This is a genomic window from Reticulibacter mediterranei (assembly GCF_016587455.1).
Window position 1 is genome coordinate 507,198 of sequence record NZ_BNJK01000002.1, and the last position, 17,227, is coordinate 524,424.

Consider the following 17,227-nt stretch of genomic DNA (forward strand, 5'->3'; position numbering starts at 1 on the left):
AGCGGCAACCACCATTCCCCCTGACTCCACCACCATCCCAATCCACGTCTAGCAACACATGATGTAGAAATGTTACGGGAAAATTGCGATAAAATTGCGTTCATCTATACGCATGGATTATTATTTCCTGGGGATACACTCGACGAACAGTTCTGTGAAGAACTGTTGAATATATAGGAAAAGGTAACCTTCATTGAAAAGGAATTCCATAAACAACACCTCTCCAAAGCAGCGTTCCAATATCAAAGCAACGATTCAACTCGCCCGTTTCCGCGAACAGATTACCACTGCTCGTCGTCGGGCTGGTTATCTTCAGAAAGATCTGGCAGCAGCACTTGGGCTAGAATCTCATTCGCTCAGTCACAAGCTGCATGGAAGCGATGACGCTCTCCTTTCCCATAAAGAAGTGAAGCAAATCATCAAAACGCTCGCGGATTGGGGTGCCATAACCAACCATACTGAAGCGATTGAATTACTTGCACTCATGGGCTTGAAACCAGAGGCTTTTTCTACCAATGAATGGGATATGTCACCTCTTGATCGGCTAGAAAGAACACCGCCCATAGCCTTGCTCCTGGATGAGACATTTTCCCCCACTCCCTCTTCCTCGCGACGCTGTTTTCAGCTTCCGGCAGACCTTACATCATTGATTGGACGTGAGAGCTTACTGCAACAGATCTGTGAACAGCTTCAGCGAGCGGATGTTCGTTTATTGACGCTCACCGGAACAGGCGGTATTGGGAAAACACGCCTGGCTCTTGAAGTGGCGCGGCTGATAGAAAAACATTTCCCCGATGGCATCTGTTTTGTCTCACTGGCCGCCTTACGCGATCCCAGACTGGTCTCCTCTGCCATCACGCAGGCTCTCGGTTTGCTTGATTCTCCTGCTGATCATACACATGGCAATATAGACTACCAACTACAGAGTTTTCTTCGCGAAAAACAACTCTTACTGCTGTTGGACAACTTTGAGCACCTGCTTGGAGCAGTCTCGCTTATCATCACCCTGTTAGAACGAGCACCACAGATCAAAATACTGGTGACCAGTCGGGCAGTGTTGAGCCTATACGGTGAGCATCTCATGGAGGTGCCGCCCCTTGAGATTGCCATGCCCAAAAAGGGCGTTGGGCGGGATATGCTTGCCCAGATTCCGGCTATCCAACTCTTTGTTGAGCGCGCCCAGGCGGTGCAACGTGCCTTCGTCCTGACAACACATAATGTCTCCGCCGTCGCTGAAATATGTGTGCGTCTCGATGGCTTGCCCCTTGCTATAGAGCTTGCGGCAGCCCGTATCAGATTCTCATCACCATCCCAGTTGTTAAAGCAATTGAAAGAAGATAGGAATGACCTCTCAAAGAGAACAATCAAGCGCAAGCATCCTTCCTTGATCCAATGGCGTAATCTCCCCGAACGCCAGCAGACCCTTTCACAGACCATTGATTGGGGCTATCAACTCTTACAGCCCGAAGAACAACTCTTATTTACGCGCCTGGGTGTTTTTACTGATGGATTTACGGAAGAAGCCTTACAAGCTATTGTGACCTCCGCCGGGGAAACCGAACATGATTACCTCGTTTGCCTGGAAAGCCTGGTGAATCAGAGCTTTGTTGCCCGGCATTTTTTTTTCCGATCCCGAAAAAGAACCAGAAACACCTCGTTTTTTTCTCCTGGAAACGCTTCGCAATTATGCATTGGAGGAGTTACAGCAGAGTGGGGAATTGACGCATATTCAGTGGAAACATGTGGAATATCATTTACAACTGGTTGAAACTGCGGGAGCAGAATTGGCTCATGGGCCTCATATGCTTCAGGCCACACAGAGGTTGAAACAAGAATTGGAAAATATTCGTGTGGCTCTGGCCTTTGTCATCGGGCAACAGGCCGCAGAGGTGGCTTTTCGTTTTTGTTGTGCTCTTGCACCCTTCTGGGAAAGGCAGAGCTTCTTTGATGAAGGCCGTCGCTGGATTTCTGCGGCTCTCGGCCTCAAAGAAGCTCCTTCCCCCCGTCTGCGTGCCCAATTGGTGCTCATACAAGGTCAACTATATTGGTGGGAAGAGAACTATACACAGGCCAAACCGTTGTTTGAGGAGAGTAGAGCACTCTATCAAGCAGAGGGTGAAATGCACGGGTTGGCAAGAGCTACGTATATGTTGGCAGAAACATACTATTATCAGAAGCTATGGGCACAGGCCACTCACTACTTTGAAAACTGCTTGCAACTATATCAGGATTTAGGCGACCCTCTGGGAATGGGGAACGCGCTGGCAAAACTGGGAGGAGTAGCCCTTTTTCAAGATCACCACCTGGAGATAGCTGCACAAAGACTGCATAAAAGCCTCGCATTGTTACGTCCATGCCAGCGACCACTTGAATTATTTGCAGTACTGGGTCTACTTTTTGCTGTAGAATACTTTAGTGGCAATCTGCCTGCTGCCCTCACACATGTGCAAGAAATATTGATGTTATTCCAGACGGTCGGCCTGGAGGCATTTCCTGGGCATAACATTGCAACCATATTGTGTGCTTGCTGCGTTTGTCTGGGAGGCGTTGGCGCAGTAACGGTTGCTGCGCAGGTTGGAGGTGCGGCGGAAGCGATGTTTGAGCACTTAGGGTCTCGTCTGGCTTCAGTATATATGCCTCACTATGAAGATGCTCTCAAGCAAAATAGAGCACAGGTGGATGAAGCAATATGGATGCAACATTGGGCAATAGGGAAAACGCTTCCCCTGCAAAGCGTTATTTCTCTAGCCATTGAGGCGTGTCAGTCACAAGAGAAGAAGAACTTCTAAACCAAAGCTCAAGCCTTGCTGAAGGAATGCCTCTCTGAGCCTTTAAAGCAGAGTTTGCCAGGTTCTTTTGCACTGGTCAAAAAACTGATCCATATAGCGCCAGTGCAGTTGAAAGGTTCACCAGCGCAGTGGAATCTGGCACAGGCAGATCTGGTCACGTCCGAACAGTTGTAGAGCTGTGTGTTTTGGTACAAACAAACTACAATTATAAGATTTGGTACAAGACTCATTCTGATCTTTGCAGAAAGGGTCAGAAAAGAAAGACAACGACCAATCTCCCCAAATTGGAACCACTCAGTACCCATCATTTTCCCCATTATTTCTTCCCGATAGAAAGCATTTCATAACGGATAGCAACAAATAGACCGCTGACGGGCGGCTCTTTCCCAGGAAGGCACAATAAATACTTCAGCTTATTTCTGCTTCAAGAAAGATCAACACTTTTCATGAGCAGCAGAGAGAAAAGCGTGCATACACAGGTAGGGAAGGTGGCTGGGAGATAGCAGAAAGCCCCGCAACCTATACTCATACTCACAGAGACTAGTGAACACTATTGGGAGGAGTCCAGATGAACAATACGACCGTGATGGATACAAACGAAACGATGGCGCGCATACAGGCCGACCCCGAAACTTTGAGCCTGAACGATACGACCCGTTATTATCGCTATGAGATAGGACAGGTGGAACTGCTTTCGACTGAGGAAGTCTCGCAGTTGGCCGAGCGCATTGAACGTGGCAGAGTTGGAAAACGACAACGCGGTCTCCAACGCGCGGCCAGAGGAACGGAAGAGGCAGATGTGCGAGAGGCCAAGCGTCAACTCATCGAGGCTAATCTGCGGCTGGTGATGCATATAGCAAGGAAGTACAAAGGCTTTGGTGTGGATCTGATGGACCTCATCCAAGAAGGGAATCTGGGCCTGATGCATGCAGTTGAAAAATTCGATCATAAGAAAGGTTATAGATTCAGTACCTACGCCACCTGGTGGATTCGCCAGTATATTACCCGCGCCCTGGCAGAACAGGCACATATGATTCGTGTGCCGCTCTATAAGGTGGAAGAGATCAAACGACTGGGAAGAGTGAGGCGGCGGCTACAGCAACAAGGGGAAGTGGCAGAGCCTACCCTGGAAGAACTGGCGGGCCAGATGGAGATAAGCGTCCAACAGGTGATTACGCTCCTCTCGACGAACCAGGAAACGGTGAGCCTGGACATGCCACGGAAAGGAGGTGAAGACGAAATCGCCCTGAGTGAGCTGTTGGAGGATGATCCGGTCTATTCGCCAGAACGCGTCGTCCTCGCACAAACGCTGCAAGAACAAATGCAGGATTTACTCAACTGTTTGACGCCACGCGAAAAGAGAGTTTTGCAATTGCGGTTTGGATTAGACGGTAACGGAGAGCATAGTCTTACGGAAACAGGTAAAAAAATGGGGTTGAGCCACGAGGCTGTACGCCAGGTGGAATTTCGAGCGTTGAAAAAGCTGGATCTCCCCTGCCGTAGCAGGATGCTCCAGGAATTTTTGGGGTGAGAGGAAAACAACAACATTGAGTCATTACGACGATGGGGAACAGGGGAACTCATAGTTGAGCCTCCTGTATAAACAAACGGATGGGTGATCCCCCTGCCAGGATCACCCATCCGTATTTTTTCACTCCGTCACCTTGTCTTAACGATCCCTCATCAGTGCACTCTGTTCTTCCTTCAGGCTAATGCGATCACTCTGCGATGATTTCATGCTACCCCTGAGCCGTACAAGCAATGCGCCGATAATACCCAGAACTGCTATCCCTCCAAATACTGCAATATACTTATAATGAACCTTTGTTGGTTCGGCATAGGCAGGAACAGGTATATGATAGATGCCAGGTATGATATAGTAGACACAAAATAACAGAGCCACTACAGTAATCGCAACAGCCCCATAAAACAACGCAGATCCCTTTTCATTTTTCATAAACTCAGACTTCTTTCTTCCGCTTTATTATCTATTACCGATAATAACTGATACCGGTAATAAGAGGTAGTCTAGCAACATTTTGTCGCAGGCATATCATGAATATGTCGAAAAATTGTCTCAGTGAAGGAAAAACGAAGCCAGTAATCTCTCCGGTGTGTAAATTCACAACCTACATTACGCGAGCCACAACTGCGCTCACGTTATCGACGCCGCCACCACGTAATGCAGCTTCGATCAGGGCGGCGCTGGCATGCATGGGATCTTGATATTGCTGCAAAATACGCGCTATAGCGGGGTCGCGCACCATCTCCCAGAGGCCATCAGAGCAGAGCAGCAATATATCGCCGCGACAAAGATCGATTGCAAAATCATCTACGTCTACGTTTTCGTCACTGCCTACACAGCGGTAGATCTTGCCGCGTTCGGGATGTGTATAGACCTCATCGGGCGTGATTTCACCAAAGGCTACAAGCGTCGCCACCACAGAATGATCGTGTGAGATCTGGCGCAGTCCCACACCCTCGCGATAAAGATACGTTCTGCTATCGCCAACATTGATGACGTACGCCCTCATTCCAACCACGAGAGCAGCGGTCATCGTCGTCCCCATCGTACAATCCAGCTCGCGGCCCCGCTGGTAGATAGCGCGATTGGCCCAATCGACGCCGCCAACAAGCATATCGACCAGCAATTCGTCGCTCAACTCGTTGCTCAACAGAATATTCTGTAAAATTGTATGCATCATATTGAGAACCGCAAGCCGACTGGCCTCCTGACCGTGCTGATGCCCACCCATACCATCGGCAACAACCAGTAGAGAGAAGGGAATCAGTTCTCCCCGGTGAGAGCAGGTATTTTGCAGCACCATCACGCTATCTTCGTTGGGAGAGCGCTGACGCACGATACCAGGATTCCAGCCAACTCCGACCTTCAGGGGCAACGCCGAAACCGATCTCACTGGAGGCACAAACGGAGAATCGGCAACAAGCAGAGAGGAAGTTGCATGTTCGGGCGTCCTTATATGTGGAGGTGTGTTGTAATCGATCGTCGCCAGCGAAGAGAGCGTTACGGCCTGCAATTGTGGAAATCGCTGGGGCAGGCTCAGCTTTGGCAACGTGACTGGCGAACCGGGTTGTTGCGCTCGACTGATCATGAACTGCGTTGTCTGCACTCCTTCCCGGCGCATGGCCTGAGTGGAGAGCCAGCGCATCCCTTTGCGCCGCATGCTGTTCAATACCTGCTTGTGGTGATGACGAATCAGGGCGAAGCAGGCCCAAAAAAGTGCTCCCCAACAGGCAAGCCAGAGCAGCGAGAGCAGCAGCAGAACCAACAAAGGCAGTAGCACACTCGCCCCCTGCGCACCCCAGAGGCGAGGAAGCTGGAACAGGAATTGAAAAAAGAATAGCCAGGCCTGTGGCGGAAAACCACCCGAAACATAGAAAAGAAACACTGCCGCGATCAACAGTCCCGACCACGTTACGTAACGCAACCAATCATGGATATCGTAAATATCCTTGAACTCCTCCAGCATGCCATAATCCTCTCAAGCGTCAAAGTATAGGAAGGACAGAGGGTAGAGACACGGCATACAAGAACGATCTACGCTTACACGTCAAATTGAGACGACGCCTCTTCCATCGTCCGTACATAGAGCGAACAGACAAGTTGATTGGCGGCATCTTCGCCGATATGGTGAGCCAACGAATGCTGGCACGCGCCAATCCGTTCCATCTTTGTCTGAATAAAGGAATGGCGAGCTGTACCAAGCGCGAGGCCAGAAAGAGCGTAACGCATGGCATCCATTTCTAATTCGATCTGTTGACGAATCTGGGCAATTTCGCTCACACACATGATGACAGGTTCCTTCCCACTTCAGGGGCATATCATAAAAAACGATGCTACAATGCCATTTCTCCTCTTCATCATACAAAATGCCTCACCTCTCCCCACCCGTTGTTCTCATTATAGGCAAGGAAGCTTACGATTATCTCCCAGAACGCTTCCTCAACAGCCGCCAGCATTACACAAAGCAATGTGAAGAAGCGGGAAATAGTAGCCCTTTCTTAGTATAAGGGGCCAAAAAAGCTGGAGGGACTAACAAACATCTGCCCATTGGCACGATACCAGTTCATAGGACAATAGAATCTTCATAAAGTCTTATACGACTGTCTTCTGATAGCGCTTTATCGGACATGATATCTGACATCAGAGCAAGATTTTACAATCTTTCATATTCCACAACAGGCTATATTAATGGAGAAAGATAATATATAAATATATATTTATTTATATATATCGCTTTTCAATGACTTTGCTTATATTGCCAGCCTTTTTTTAGCTAAATAAACTAGATGCCAAACCCGGAGGCTGACATGCAACGTAAGCAAGGGGTCTATCTATCCCCAAATCCTAATTTAAATGAAATTTTGTATGAGGAAACAAGTGAAACCAGGCAAAAAGCTCGCCCTTGTCCGTCTTATCGGTATTCTCCTTCTCGGTGGCATCATCGCTCTGTTGGTCGGAACGACCATGAGCGCACATGCGTTTCAGGCAGCACAAGAGCAGACGGCTCCCATGACAGCTGCACATGGTGACAAACCGACTTACATTCCTGATAGTTATATCGTGATTCTCAAAACTGCGTCCACGCCAGAGGAGATCACCAGCGTGGCACACAGTCTAGCCAACCGCTATCATGGCAAGGCGAGCCAGATTTATACGGCGGCGCTCCACGGCTTTGCGATCAACCTACCGGAGTCTCAGGCACAGCAGCTTGCCAAAGATCCCCAGGTCGCCTCTGTTAGGCCAGATAGGGCCATTCCTCCACAAGTGCTCGATAGGCAGACAGATACTCCCCAGTCAAGCACATCAAGCACGCAAGCGAGTGCTCCCTGGGATCTTGATCGTATGGATCAGCCGAACTTGCCGCTGAGCGATACCTATACCAGTGATACTGATGGATCTCAGGTGTCGGTCTATATCCTCGACACAGGCATCCGCGCCACGCACACCGAGTTCGAAGGACGAGCATTCTCGGCACCCAACGGGGCTGATAACAGCGACTGTGAAGGACATGGCACTGATGTAGCCGGGGTTATTGGTGGGAAGACCTGGGGGGTAGCAAAGAAAGTCAAGCTCTATGGACTCAGAGTGCTCACGTGTAAGGATGTCTCTTCTTCCACGTCCAGTCTCGCTGCCATAGACTGGGTCACGGCCCATGCAACACGGCCTGCGGTCGTGAGTATGAGTTGGGGCGTGACGCCTCATGACGATACCCTGGATGCAGCAGTCGCCAATTCTATTCAATCAGGTGTGACCTACGTGATGAGTGCCGGCAATAAGAATGAGGATGCCTGTCTTTCATCTCCACACACTGTCTCCCAGGCCATTGTCGTCGGCGCTACCAGCCGGAATGATGCCCGCTCTTCCTTTTCTAATTATGGGAAGTGTGTGACCCTCTTCGCTCCTGGGCAGGATATTCCAACAGCGTCCTACACCAGTGACACAGACACAACGGTAGCAAGTGGTACCTCGTTATCCGCGCCACTGGTTGCTGGGGCGGCGGCCCTCTACCTCTCTGCTCATCCCTCGGCGACCCCTGATCAGGTAAAAGCCGCGCTGGTGGCGTGTGCCACGAGTGATGTCATCACCGATCCTGGCTCAGATTCGCCCAACAAGTTGCTCTATACACATTGTGACCACACTATCAACGTGACCAATCCTGGCAAGCTTGTGTCTACCCAGGGTGCAAAAATTCATCTCCCGCTCCAGGCGACAGACCCCAATGCAGGCAAGACAATGACCTATAGCGCAACGGGTCTGCCCACCGGGCTGTCGCTTGAGAGCACCACGGGGGTGATCTCTGGCACTATCACCACAGGAGGAAGCAGCACGGTTGTCATCACTGTGAAAGACGACACTGGAGCAACAGGCGTGTCCTCATTTAGCTGGGATGTCATCAAGGGGATTGGTCCCATTACCGACAGTCACGGAAACTGTGTCGATGATCAGGCTAGCAAGACCACTAATGGCAATCCTATTCAGGTCGTACCATGCAATCAGACGAAAGCTCAACAATGGACAGTGAGCGCTGACGGCACCTTGCAAGTTTTGGGCAAATGTATGACGACCGCAAGCAGTGATAAGACAAGTCCCACAGTCATCGCACTCTCTGATTGTAGTGCAGCCTCTTCACAGATCTGGCAACCGCAGGCCAACGGCACACTGCTCAACCCGGCCTCCAGTCTCTGCTTGAGTGAGCCTCCATCCGGCTCAGGGTCAGGTCAACTCGTCCTGGCGGACTGTGCTGCCTCTACCACTCAACACTGGAAGCTTCCCGATGTGAACACTCCGAATATCTTGGATGTGAGCGGTCCTGGCGATCAGGCAACGGCCAGGGGCAAAGCTGTCAGTTTGCAGGTCAAGATGCTTGACTCGGATGTAGGGCAGACAGTGAGGTATAGCGCGACAGGGCTACCTGCCGGAATATCCATCGACAGCGCAACTGGAATAATCTCTGGTACGCCAACGGAGACAGGGACCGCAACCGTGCAAGTAACCGCGAAAGACGATACCGGGGCTACCAGAACAATCTCGTTTCACTGGACCATTGCTGATGGGCAGATTGTCGGCATCAGTGGAAAGTGCGTAGATGATCGGCAAATCGAGACCACCAACGGCAATCCTATCCAGGTCGTGGGATGCAATCAGACAGCGGCTCAACAATGGACCCAGGGTCCAGGCAACACGCTGGAAGTCCTTGGCAAGTGCATGACGGCCTCAAATGGAGGGACAACAGATGGAACGGCGGTCGTGCTCTTTGACTGTAGTGCCTCCCCTTCACAGATCTGGCAACCGCAGGCGAACGGTACACTGCTCAACCCGGCCTCCGGTCTCTGCTTGAATGCTCCGGCGAATGACGCGGCATTAACCATCGCACAATGTACTGGGAATGCCAACCAGCAATGGAAGCTTCCCACCTCCAATAGTATCACCGTGACAGACCCGGGCAAGCAGCAGGCGATTGTGGGCAAAGCTGTCAAGCTGCAAATCAAAGCAGCGAGCTTTGATACGCAACAGAAACTGAGCTATAGTGCAACCGGGCTGCCCGCTGGACTTTCAATTGAGAGCGCAACGGGGGTGATCTCTGGCACACCAACCACCGGAGGAAGCAGCACCGTGGTCGTCACCGTGAAAGACAGTGCGGGAGCGACAAAAACAACCTCATTTCGCTGGGATGTCGTCAAGGGGGTTGGTCCCATCACCAATAGTCGCGGAGATTGTGTCGATGATAATTCTAGCCAGACCACCAATGGCAATCCTATTCAGGTGGTGAGATGCAATCAGACAGCAGCACAACAATGGACAGTGAGTGCTGATGGCACCTTACAGGTCTTGGGCAAATGTATGACGACCGCGAGCAGTGATAAGACAAAGCTCACCGTCATCATGCTCTCTGACTGTAGTGCAGCCTCTTCACAGATCTGGCAGCCACAGACTGACGGCACACTGCTCAACCCGGCCTCCAGTCTCTGCTTGAGTGAGCCTGCATCCGACTCAGGGATACATCAACTCGTCCTGGCGGACTGTGCCGCCTCTACCACTCAACACTGGAAACTTCCTATCGGCAGTTCCAGTGCTACCACGATGGTCCCTCAGACCCCTCGACGTTCTGAGGGATAACATTTCACACAGGGCAGTGAACGATGGAGCCGCCAAGTTCGCTCGGCGGTTGCTCCCCAAACGATCTTCTCTCGCCGGCATTTTTTGTGCTTCACTCGCAGAACAAGTGTCGGTGAGAGAACCCATATCCTCTCCCCTGCACATTTTTCAAACAAGCAATATGCGATAATGGGTTAATATGCATAATCACGCGACTACTGGTCTGTCAAGCTTCAATGAGTGGAGAACCAGCGCATCCCCTTGCATCGCACGTTGTTCAACACCTGAATATCTACAGGTACGTATACGTTTTCGTTTTCGTTTTCAGGTAATACACTATCTCATGTATACGGGAGAATAAAATGGAGCAAGGTACACAATATGTGGTGCACTGGTTGCATCGAGCCGCCGCTGTATTTCTCTATGAGAAGCATCTTCTATTGCAAGGAGAAGTTCAGGGAACATTCTGGACATTGCCGGGTGGTCGCATAAAGCCGCTCGAATCCTCGCACGAGGCGTTGTTACGAGAAATGCGAGAAGAGCTACACACAGATATTCAGATAGAGCGGCTGCTCTGGACCAGCGAAGAATTTTTCATAAACGAGGATACGGCACAGCATCAGTTCAGCTTTTATTATCTAGCTACCCTACCAGCACACTCTTCTCTCTATAAATTGGAACGAATCTTTACAGTTGTAGAAGATGATGGAACTCCTATCCTCTTTCGCTGGTTCCTGCTCGACCAACTGCACACCATCACCCTCTACCCAACGTTTTTAGCAACCAGCATACGCAACCTGCCCGATAACGCTCAACACATTATCGTGAAAGACAACCTGGGAGCCAACAAAGTATAGCGATAGGAAAACTCACAAATCAGATTGCGAACAACAATCGGTGATAATGACTATAAGATACATATTTCTTCTCTCACAAGAGACAAAGTACAAAATGGTGTAGATTTGTTACGTAGACGGATACGTAGAATACAACGTCCACATTTTCGTTTTTGAATACCCACATATCAATATTATATTGAACACACACGGCCCCCTTGAATTCCTTCAATCTGGGATGCCATGTGTGTTGGTTCGAGGCAGCGCTATTTGCGATGATCCTCTTCAGCTATTATTTCTGACTAACCAGTGCAACCACTGGAGAGATACACTGATGACAGTGTGTCATTGTCAACCGGGCCTGGGGTAAAGTTTCCATTATGATAGGCTGGCTCCGATACATGGTATCCAGTACGGTTGACATTTGTATAGAACTCAACTGGCGAGCAACCGGTGAAGTAGCTACTAGCCTCGTTGTCCCAGCTGACGCAACCTAATGCAGCACAGGCCGCAGCGCTGCACCCTAATTTATTACAGACCTGATAATCCTTCATGTTGGCGACGCCACTACCAATGAAGCAGATGTGATGCCCCTTCTGATTAGCATCCCAATACACATCTAATTCGGCGGGGATGGGACAATCAGATAACCTGGTAATATTGGGCGTAACACCACTTGTAGAGGGCGTGGCGGATGTGGTCTGTCCATCCAGGCATCGTGTAGTTGCCGGCTGGGTGCCATTCAAGTGAACTTCGAGCGTTTGGCAAGGTGCATTCGCAGTATCAGCCGCCTTTCTCAAGGGAGCCGACGTTGCTGCAAAAGCACTTGATGTTGCCAGGAGGAACAAACCCAAAAGAACCACCCCAGGTAGCATAGTGCGAAAGACTTTTGTAAACAAGACAGGATTTCCTTTCCATTGTCAGAGTATGCAGATATTCTTCTCGTGTGAGACGATGTCATGAAGGTCACAAGGAGTGTCACAAGGTGATCTTCACAAAGTAAGAGGGCCGAACCGTCTGATTTGGGACAGCTTTTCTGTCTGAGTTTGCCTCTGCCAGACACCCTCGGTCACTGTTTTCTCTGTGCTGAGCACAGTTTTATCACCTATTCCTCTCTGCGCGGCACTCGTGAAGTCAAATAATCTTCTCGACAGACAGACAATATTCTTGAATATTGAAACGATCTATGTTAGATTGTCTCAAATAGTTGTTCGATCGTCTTACAACCAGTTTGAGCATCACTTGTTCACCTTCTCTGAAAAACCTTCTGTAGTACGTAAACGTAGATGTAATCATCCACGCCAACGTTGATGGAAAACAAACGCTCGCAAGAATGACCCGGGAAGGCTGCAATCAGGCTTTCATTTTCTATAATTGCTGACGTAAACGTAGATGTAGAGGCAGATGTTTATGTAGCTATTGATGTAACCATGGACAAAAATATCTCTGTTGACAGCTACCAATGTACTATCTAACGTCGCGCATGCAGCCATTTAGATTTACGAATACGTGGACATGGATATTTACATAAGCTTCTATGTCTACGTATTCGGCTACAGATACCTATACGATAATATAGAGAACACAGCAATAAAAGCATTGCGCAATATATTTACGTAGACGTTTACATTGCATTGTTGGATTATGTTTATCGGGTGTACATCAGCGGCAACGTAGACGTAGATTTGTATTGCAATGATTTCAACATCTTCTCGCTCATATTTCCCCGAAGCAAAAATGAGATCGCTATTTGATATACACATTGCCGTTTACGTAGTCGCAAACGTTACCATCACCATCAACATCTTTTTTTGCTGTTTCTATCATGGATATCTTAATATTTACGTACAAGTAGCCAGATACGTTTACGTAATCATAAACGTATCTGGCTACTTGTACCGATCTCGTTATTTTTTATACATACATAGACGTTTACGTTTCCCGCCCTTTCAAAAACGTAGTCATAGATATGGATGTAGACGCGTATGTAAACGTAAACGAGGACGTAACCAGCATCATTTACGTTTACTCAATGCAAAAATTTGTGATATAGCTGCACACATAAACATAGATGCAGTCGAGTACGAATATGTTTACATCTACGTTTATGTGTGCAGCTATATCACCGTCTACATCATACTCTGCTAAAAGTTCGGTTTTTTATATACGTAAACGTAAGCGTAGACAAGTACGAAGACATATATTCATAGGAAACCTTTCTACATCCCAAATACAGGTACACATAAACGTAAATCTAGTTCGCATATTCGTAGATATCTTTGTATACGTATACGTTTGTGTGTACCTGTATTTCTCCGAAGAAATCCTCGCAGCATCAATATTTACGTCGCTGTTTATGTAGAGGATTACGCTTACGTCTACGTATGTGGCAACATTACTTTGAGAACTTTGTTATCAGAATTAGACAAGCATACACATTTACGTATACATAACGGCTACATCCACAATAATGGAAAATAAAGCGTGCGCTCCATCTCATTCTCTCATCTAAAATAAAATGCATATATACGTAACCGTTGACGAATACGTAGATGTAAAATTTATGAAAGCAGAGATGCAAGAGTTATAGACAAAGCTAGAGAGAAAAGTAAGCTGTTCAATAGATAGATAGATAGATGTATACGAAAGCGGAGACGGATACGTAGATGTGTACAAGGATCAGACTATCGATCTCGTATACATCTACGTAGTTGTTCTGATGAGTTAGCGAGAGGAATGCTTTCTAAGCAGATCTGCCAGGGCTTCATTCAGTAAAGCTGTTTTCGAGGTTTCCTCTGTATAGGCCAGTTCTTCAAATGCTTGCTTAAGACGTTTATCAACCCAAACCGTAATACGCTCGTGCGTCTTCTCAAACGATTGAGCACCACGTCTCCTACGGACTGGCGGTGGAGTATAATACTCTTGCTCCACAAGTTCATCATATCCTTGTTGGATAGATGACCTCTTTTGTTCGCCATAGGTATACGTAGACGTTTGTGGCAACGGTGACACAAACGTGGTTTCTTCAGATGCCTGTGAAGGTACTCGTTCATCGCTATATGACGCAGTGTGTAACGGCGAGATAGAGCTGACTGGAGATGGTACAACTGTAGCAGATGATGGGAAAGTGGGAGAATGTCCAGCACTAAATCCAGGTTCGGAGCCAGGCACAGTATTATTCGCATACTCAACAGAAGTGGGAGGAGAATACATCGTCGCATCCTCTCTCTCCCCTATATCAGAGATTTCCTGTATTTCTGCTGATGGCTCATTCACCTGAGATTTTCTCTGCCCTGCTTTCTCTGTCCGATACGTAGACGTTTCCGTAGATGGATATGCTGAATGTCTGCTGGTTTGAGGCTCAGGTTCTAGAACCTGAGCCTCAGGCAAGACCGGGGCAGCCTTTGGTGTAGTTGGAGGAAGCGGCACAGCTTCTCTTATTGGAGGCACAGATACTTCCGCAGACGTAGCCGTTGATGTGTCCGTCGTCGCTTTTGTTGAAGCAACCTGTGATTCAGACTGTTTTTGAACCGGCTCTGATTTCGTTTCTTCTACCTCAACATTTGAGCTAGGGCGTAGGAGAGGATTGATAAAGCGTTTAGTTTCCTTCGGCACGCTGTAGCACCTCCTTCACGAGTTTTGTATAAGCCTGAGCGCCAGTACTATTGGGAGCGTAGTCGTACAGGCAAGCGATTTGATTATGAGCTTCTTCTACCTTAATATTGCGAGGAATGACAGTATTGAAGACCAGATCGCCGAAATGTTCGCGTACGGCAGCGAGAACATCGGCACTCAAGCGTGTATGATCGTCCAGATTAGCCACAACGCCAAAGACTGGTAGCTCCACATCTAGATTTTCGCGTAGTTCCTGCATAGTACTTTCCAGAATGCTGATACCGATCAGAGCATAGGTTGTCAACGCGATAGGGATGATAACATCGGTACAGGCAATAAAAGCATTGACAGTCAACACGCCCAGATTAGGTGGAGTATCGATCAGGACATAATCGAACTCATCTTTCACAGGGGCGAGAGCGCGGGCCAGTTTGCGTTCGCGACCGGCAGCTGAGGCCATAAGTAAATCAGCGGCGCTCAGATTGATGGAGCCAGGGATAAGAAATAGATTTTCTTGGTTGGTAGGGATAATAGCATCAGCCATTTTTGTTCCACTAATTAAAACCTCAAACAGAGTGGGTTCTCGATCCAGATCACCGAGCAAGCTATAAGTACTATTGCTCTGTGCGTCAGTATCGATAACGAGGACGCGACGACCTTCACGTGCCAGGCCATAGGCCAAATTCACCGTTGTTGTCGTTTTTGTGACCCCACCTTTATTGTTTAGGAGGGAATACACTTTTACCATTTATACCTCTTTTTCTCTAATTCTTTTTATTTCGCCTTTTATATTATTTCGCACATTGTTATTTGATGAAATAACCAGGCGAAATAAAAAAAAGAAAACCAACAAGGTAACAAACTGCAATATGCAAAGGGATCTCAAAGAGCCAGGTCACTCCCCTTATTTAAGAGCGATCTACATTTCCCTGAGAGCGTCGAAAAGAGCCTTCTTGCGGGGAAGACTCACAGTAGAGCTTTGATAGATCAAATCGGCAAAAGCGAGCAAATTCTCCTTTCTACCGGACAATGGTAAGACATGAGCATTGGTATCCTGATTGCGATAGCGTTTGAGTAAGCGAATATTGCGTTTAGCAAGCTCTCGTTCCAGGCTATCGAGAAAAAGGACGCTGCCCGAAACGAAGCGACAGACAGTTTCCGTCCAGGAAGTGCGTTCGTTACGGCGATGGCGTTGATAGATAGTACCATTGCCATCGAAGTAGCCGCGAATAAAAGCTGGAACCAGAGCATCGGGAAGACGATCGGGCCAGCGAATGATCAGAGATTTATTAGGAACAACGCCCCATGTAGAGAGGGCATCGATCAGGAAACGATCATTGATAACGATCTTTGCGACATCACGTTGACCATTAAAACCGACGATAACAGGAGCGGAAGCCTGAAGGCCGCGCTGAAAATCGCGAAGATGATCGGCATCAGACATCTTCAGAACGATCTGCAATCTGTAATCATGTCGTTGCTCATCGATATAGACACAGCCATCAGCAGCAATAAAGCCGACCCAGTAGGCATGCCAATCAGATGAAAGATCGACGAACCCGGAACTATCGACAAGATTCGGCTTAGGTTCGGGTCTGATAGGAATAGCAAACTGTTTGAGAGAATTGCGAACAGTAAGGCTACTCACGCCAACATCAGCAGCGATAGAGAGAATAGTTAATTGTTCGACCACATATTTTTGACGAAGGAAAGGTTCAGTAAGCAAATCAGAATAGAGCCAATGAGATCCACGCCCAGCCATAGCGACCTCCTACATATATAAGGAATCACAAACGACCCACCCGGCCATCATAGAGGAATCCGCACCGACGTATACGTCAATGTAGCCGTCCACTAGTAGGAACGTGTACCCACTCACATTGTAACATACATTGATAGTATTCGATAAGACTTTAGAGGCGCATCGTTTATTTTTATAGATACTTCATCTACATAACCATCTTCGTAGACGCGTATTTATACGTCAACGTATACGTGTACCAGGTTAAAAGAAGAGAAAAAGTCAATACTCCTTGCGGCGTGGCCTCCCTTTTTGCCAGCCACGTTTTCTGCGACCTTTTGCTGACTCCACCGCATATTTAGGGATCAGGCGAATCCCGCTACCAGGCACGCCCTTGATGCGTCCGGTTGCCAGCAAAATACCAGTCTCCTCCAGAGTTGCGAAGCGTGACGGTAAGCTCCCTTCTTCGATCAGAGCGTGGACGCGGCCAGTCTTTACGCCCAGCAATGCAGCAGCCTCAACCACCACCCACATCTCGTCCAGCGAATCCAGCGCTGTCACTTCCTCAATTTTTCTCATCATACGTATCTCACCTACAAATAAAAACAACCTTGATCCTTTTTAT

Annotated in this window: 13 protein-coding genes; 5 read left to right on the top strand and 8 right to left on the bottom strand. The window is 48.3% G+C overall.

The genetic code is table 11. The annotated features are described in order from the left end of the window. Positions 1–193 precede the first annotated feature (193 nt). The 3 genes from K3T83_RS40485 (at position 194) to K3T83_RS40495 (ending at position 4,320) form a co-directional block, all read left to right on the top strand. Entirely contained in the window at positions 194–1,768 is a 1,575-nt protein-coding gene (locus K3T83_RS40485; RefSeq protein WP_220208831.1) for an ATP-binding protein, read from the top strand. After that, on the top strand, positions 1,743–2,789 hold the full coding sequence (locus K3T83_RS40490; RefSeq protein ID WP_220208832.1) for a tetratricopeptide repeat protein: 1,047 nt from the start codon (positions 1,743–1,745) through the stop codon (positions 2,787–2,789). Before K3T83_RS40485 ends, K3T83_RS40490 begins: the two co-directional genes overlap by 26 nt. A gap of 568 nt (positions 2,790–3,357) precedes the next feature. Further along, complete coding sequence (locus K3T83_RS40495) at positions 3,358–4,320, top strand: sigma-70 family RNA polymerase sigma factor (protein ID WP_220208833.1); 963 nt, start codon at positions 3,358–3,360, stop codon at positions 4,318–4,320. Positions 4,321–4,458: 138 nt separating this feature from the next. Here K3T83_RS40495 and K3T83_RS40500 read toward each other — a convergent pair whose 3' ends face one another. The 3 genes from K3T83_RS40500 to K3T83_RS40510 form a co-directional block, all read right to left on the bottom strand. Beyond that, entirely contained in the window at positions 4,459–4,746 is a 288-nt protein-coding gene (locus K3T83_RS40500; RefSeq protein WP_220208834.1) for a hypothetical protein, read from the bottom strand. A gap of 172 nt (positions 4,747–4,918) precedes the next feature. Continuing rightward, on the bottom strand, positions 4,919–6,280 hold the full coding sequence (locus tag K3T83_RS40505) for a PP2C family protein-serine/threonine phosphatase (RefSeq protein WP_220208835.1): 1,362 nt from the start codon (positions 6,278–6,280) through the stop codon (positions 4,919–4,921). Between the two features lie 74 nt (positions 6,281–6,354). Further along, on the bottom strand, positions 6,355–6,600 hold the full coding sequence (locus tag K3T83_RS40510) for a hypothetical protein (RefSeq protein ID WP_220208836.1): 246 nt from the start codon (positions 6,598–6,600) through the stop codon (positions 6,355–6,357). A gap of 579 nt (positions 6,601–7,179) precedes the next feature. Here K3T83_RS40510 and K3T83_RS40515 point away from each other — a divergent pair. Both K3T83_RS40515 and K3T83_RS40520 read left to right on the top strand, forming a co-directional pair. Continuing rightward, on the top strand, positions 7,180–10,431 hold the full coding sequence (locus K3T83_RS40515) for a ricin-type beta-trefoil lectin domain protein (RefSeq protein ID WP_220208837.1): 3,252 nt from the start codon (positions 7,180–7,182) through the stop codon (positions 10,429–10,431). A gap of 341 nt (positions 10,432–10,772) precedes the next feature. Next, positions 10,773–11,267: an NUDIX hydrolase gene (locus K3T83_RS40520; RefSeq protein ID WP_220208838.1), complete on the top strand. Its 495-nt coding sequence runs from the start codon at positions 10,773–10,775 to the stop codon at positions 11,265–11,267. A 281-nt stretch (positions 11,268–11,548) separates the two neighbouring features. Here the strand turns inward: K3T83_RS40520 and K3T83_RS40525 are convergent, their stop codons facing one another. The 5 genes from K3T83_RS40525 to K3T83_RS40545 all read right to left on the bottom strand — a co-directional run bounded on the left by K3T83_RS40525 (position 11,549) and on the right by K3T83_RS40545 (position 17,184). Beyond that, positions 11,549–12,145, bottom strand: coding sequence for a hypothetical protein (locus K3T83_RS40525; RefSeq protein ID WP_220208839.1), 597 nt, complete (start codon positions 12,143–12,145; stop codon positions 11,549–11,551). A gap of 1,825 nt (positions 12,146–13,970) precedes the next feature. Continuing rightward, positions 13,971–14,861, bottom strand: a complete 891-nt coding sequence (locus K3T83_RS40530) for a hypothetical protein (protein ID WP_220208840.1) — start codon at positions 14,859–14,861, stop codon at positions 13,971–13,973. Further along, positions 14,845–15,609, bottom strand: coding sequence for a ParA family protein (locus K3T83_RS40535; protein WP_220208841.1), 765 nt, complete (start codon positions 15,607–15,609; stop codon positions 14,845–14,847). The genes K3T83_RS40530 and K3T83_RS40535 overlap by 17 nt, the downstream gene beginning before the upstream one ends. Positions 15,610–15,780: 171 nt before the next feature. Beyond that, the gene (locus K3T83_RS40540) at positions 15,781–16,623 is read right to left on the bottom strand and encodes an LAGLIDADG family homing endonuclease (RefSeq protein ID WP_220208842.1); all 843 of its coding nucleotides are present in this window, start codon (positions 16,621–16,623) and stop codon (positions 15,781–15,783) included. Positions 16,624–16,884: 261 nt separating this feature from the next. Beyond that, on the bottom strand, positions 16,885–17,184 hold the full coding sequence (locus tag K3T83_RS40545) for a hypothetical protein (RefSeq protein WP_220208843.1): 300 nt from the start codon (positions 17,182–17,184) through the stop codon (positions 16,885–16,887). Positions 17,185–17,227: the final 43 nt, after the last annotated feature.

What these genes read in the sequence shown, in the direction of transcription:
- K3T83_RS40495 (WP_220208833.1), top strand. Translation starts at nt 3,358, where the DNA reads ATGAACAATACGACCGTGATGGATACAAACGAAACGATGGCGCGCATA.
- K3T83_RS40500 (WP_220208834.1), bottom strand. Translation starts at nt 4,746, where the DNA reads ATGAAAAATGAAAAGGGATCTGCGTTGTTTTATGGGGCTGTTGCGATT.
- K3T83_RS40505 (WP_220208835.1), bottom strand. Translation starts at nt 6,280, where the DNA reads ATGCTGGAGGAGTTCAAGGATATTTACGATATCCATGATTGGTTGCGT.
- K3T83_RS40510 (WP_220208836.1), bottom strand. Translation starts at nt 6,600, where the DNA reads ATGTGTGTGAGCGAAATTGCCCAGATTCGTCAACAGATCGAATTAGAA.
- K3T83_RS40515 (WP_220208837.1), top strand. Translation starts at nt 7,180, where the DNA reads ATGAGGAAACAAGTGAAACCAGGCAAAAAGCTCGCCCTTGTCCGTCTT.
- K3T83_RS40520 (WP_220208838.1), top strand. Translation starts at nt 10,773, where the DNA reads ATGGAGCAAGGTACACAATATGTGGTGCACTGGTTGCATCGAGCCGCC.
- K3T83_RS40535 (WP_220208841.1), bottom strand. Translation starts at nt 15,609, where the DNA reads ATGGTAAAAGTGTATTCCCTCCTAAACAATAAAGGTGGGGTCACAAAA.
- K3T83_RS40540 (WP_220208842.1), bottom strand. Translation starts at nt 16,623, where the DNA reads ATGGCTGGGCGTGGATCTCATTGGCTCTATTCTGATTTGCTTACTGAA.
- K3T83_RS40545 (WP_220208843.1), bottom strand. Translation starts at nt 17,184, where the DNA reads ATGATGAGAAAAATTGAGGAAGTGACAGCGCTGGATTCGCTGGACGAG.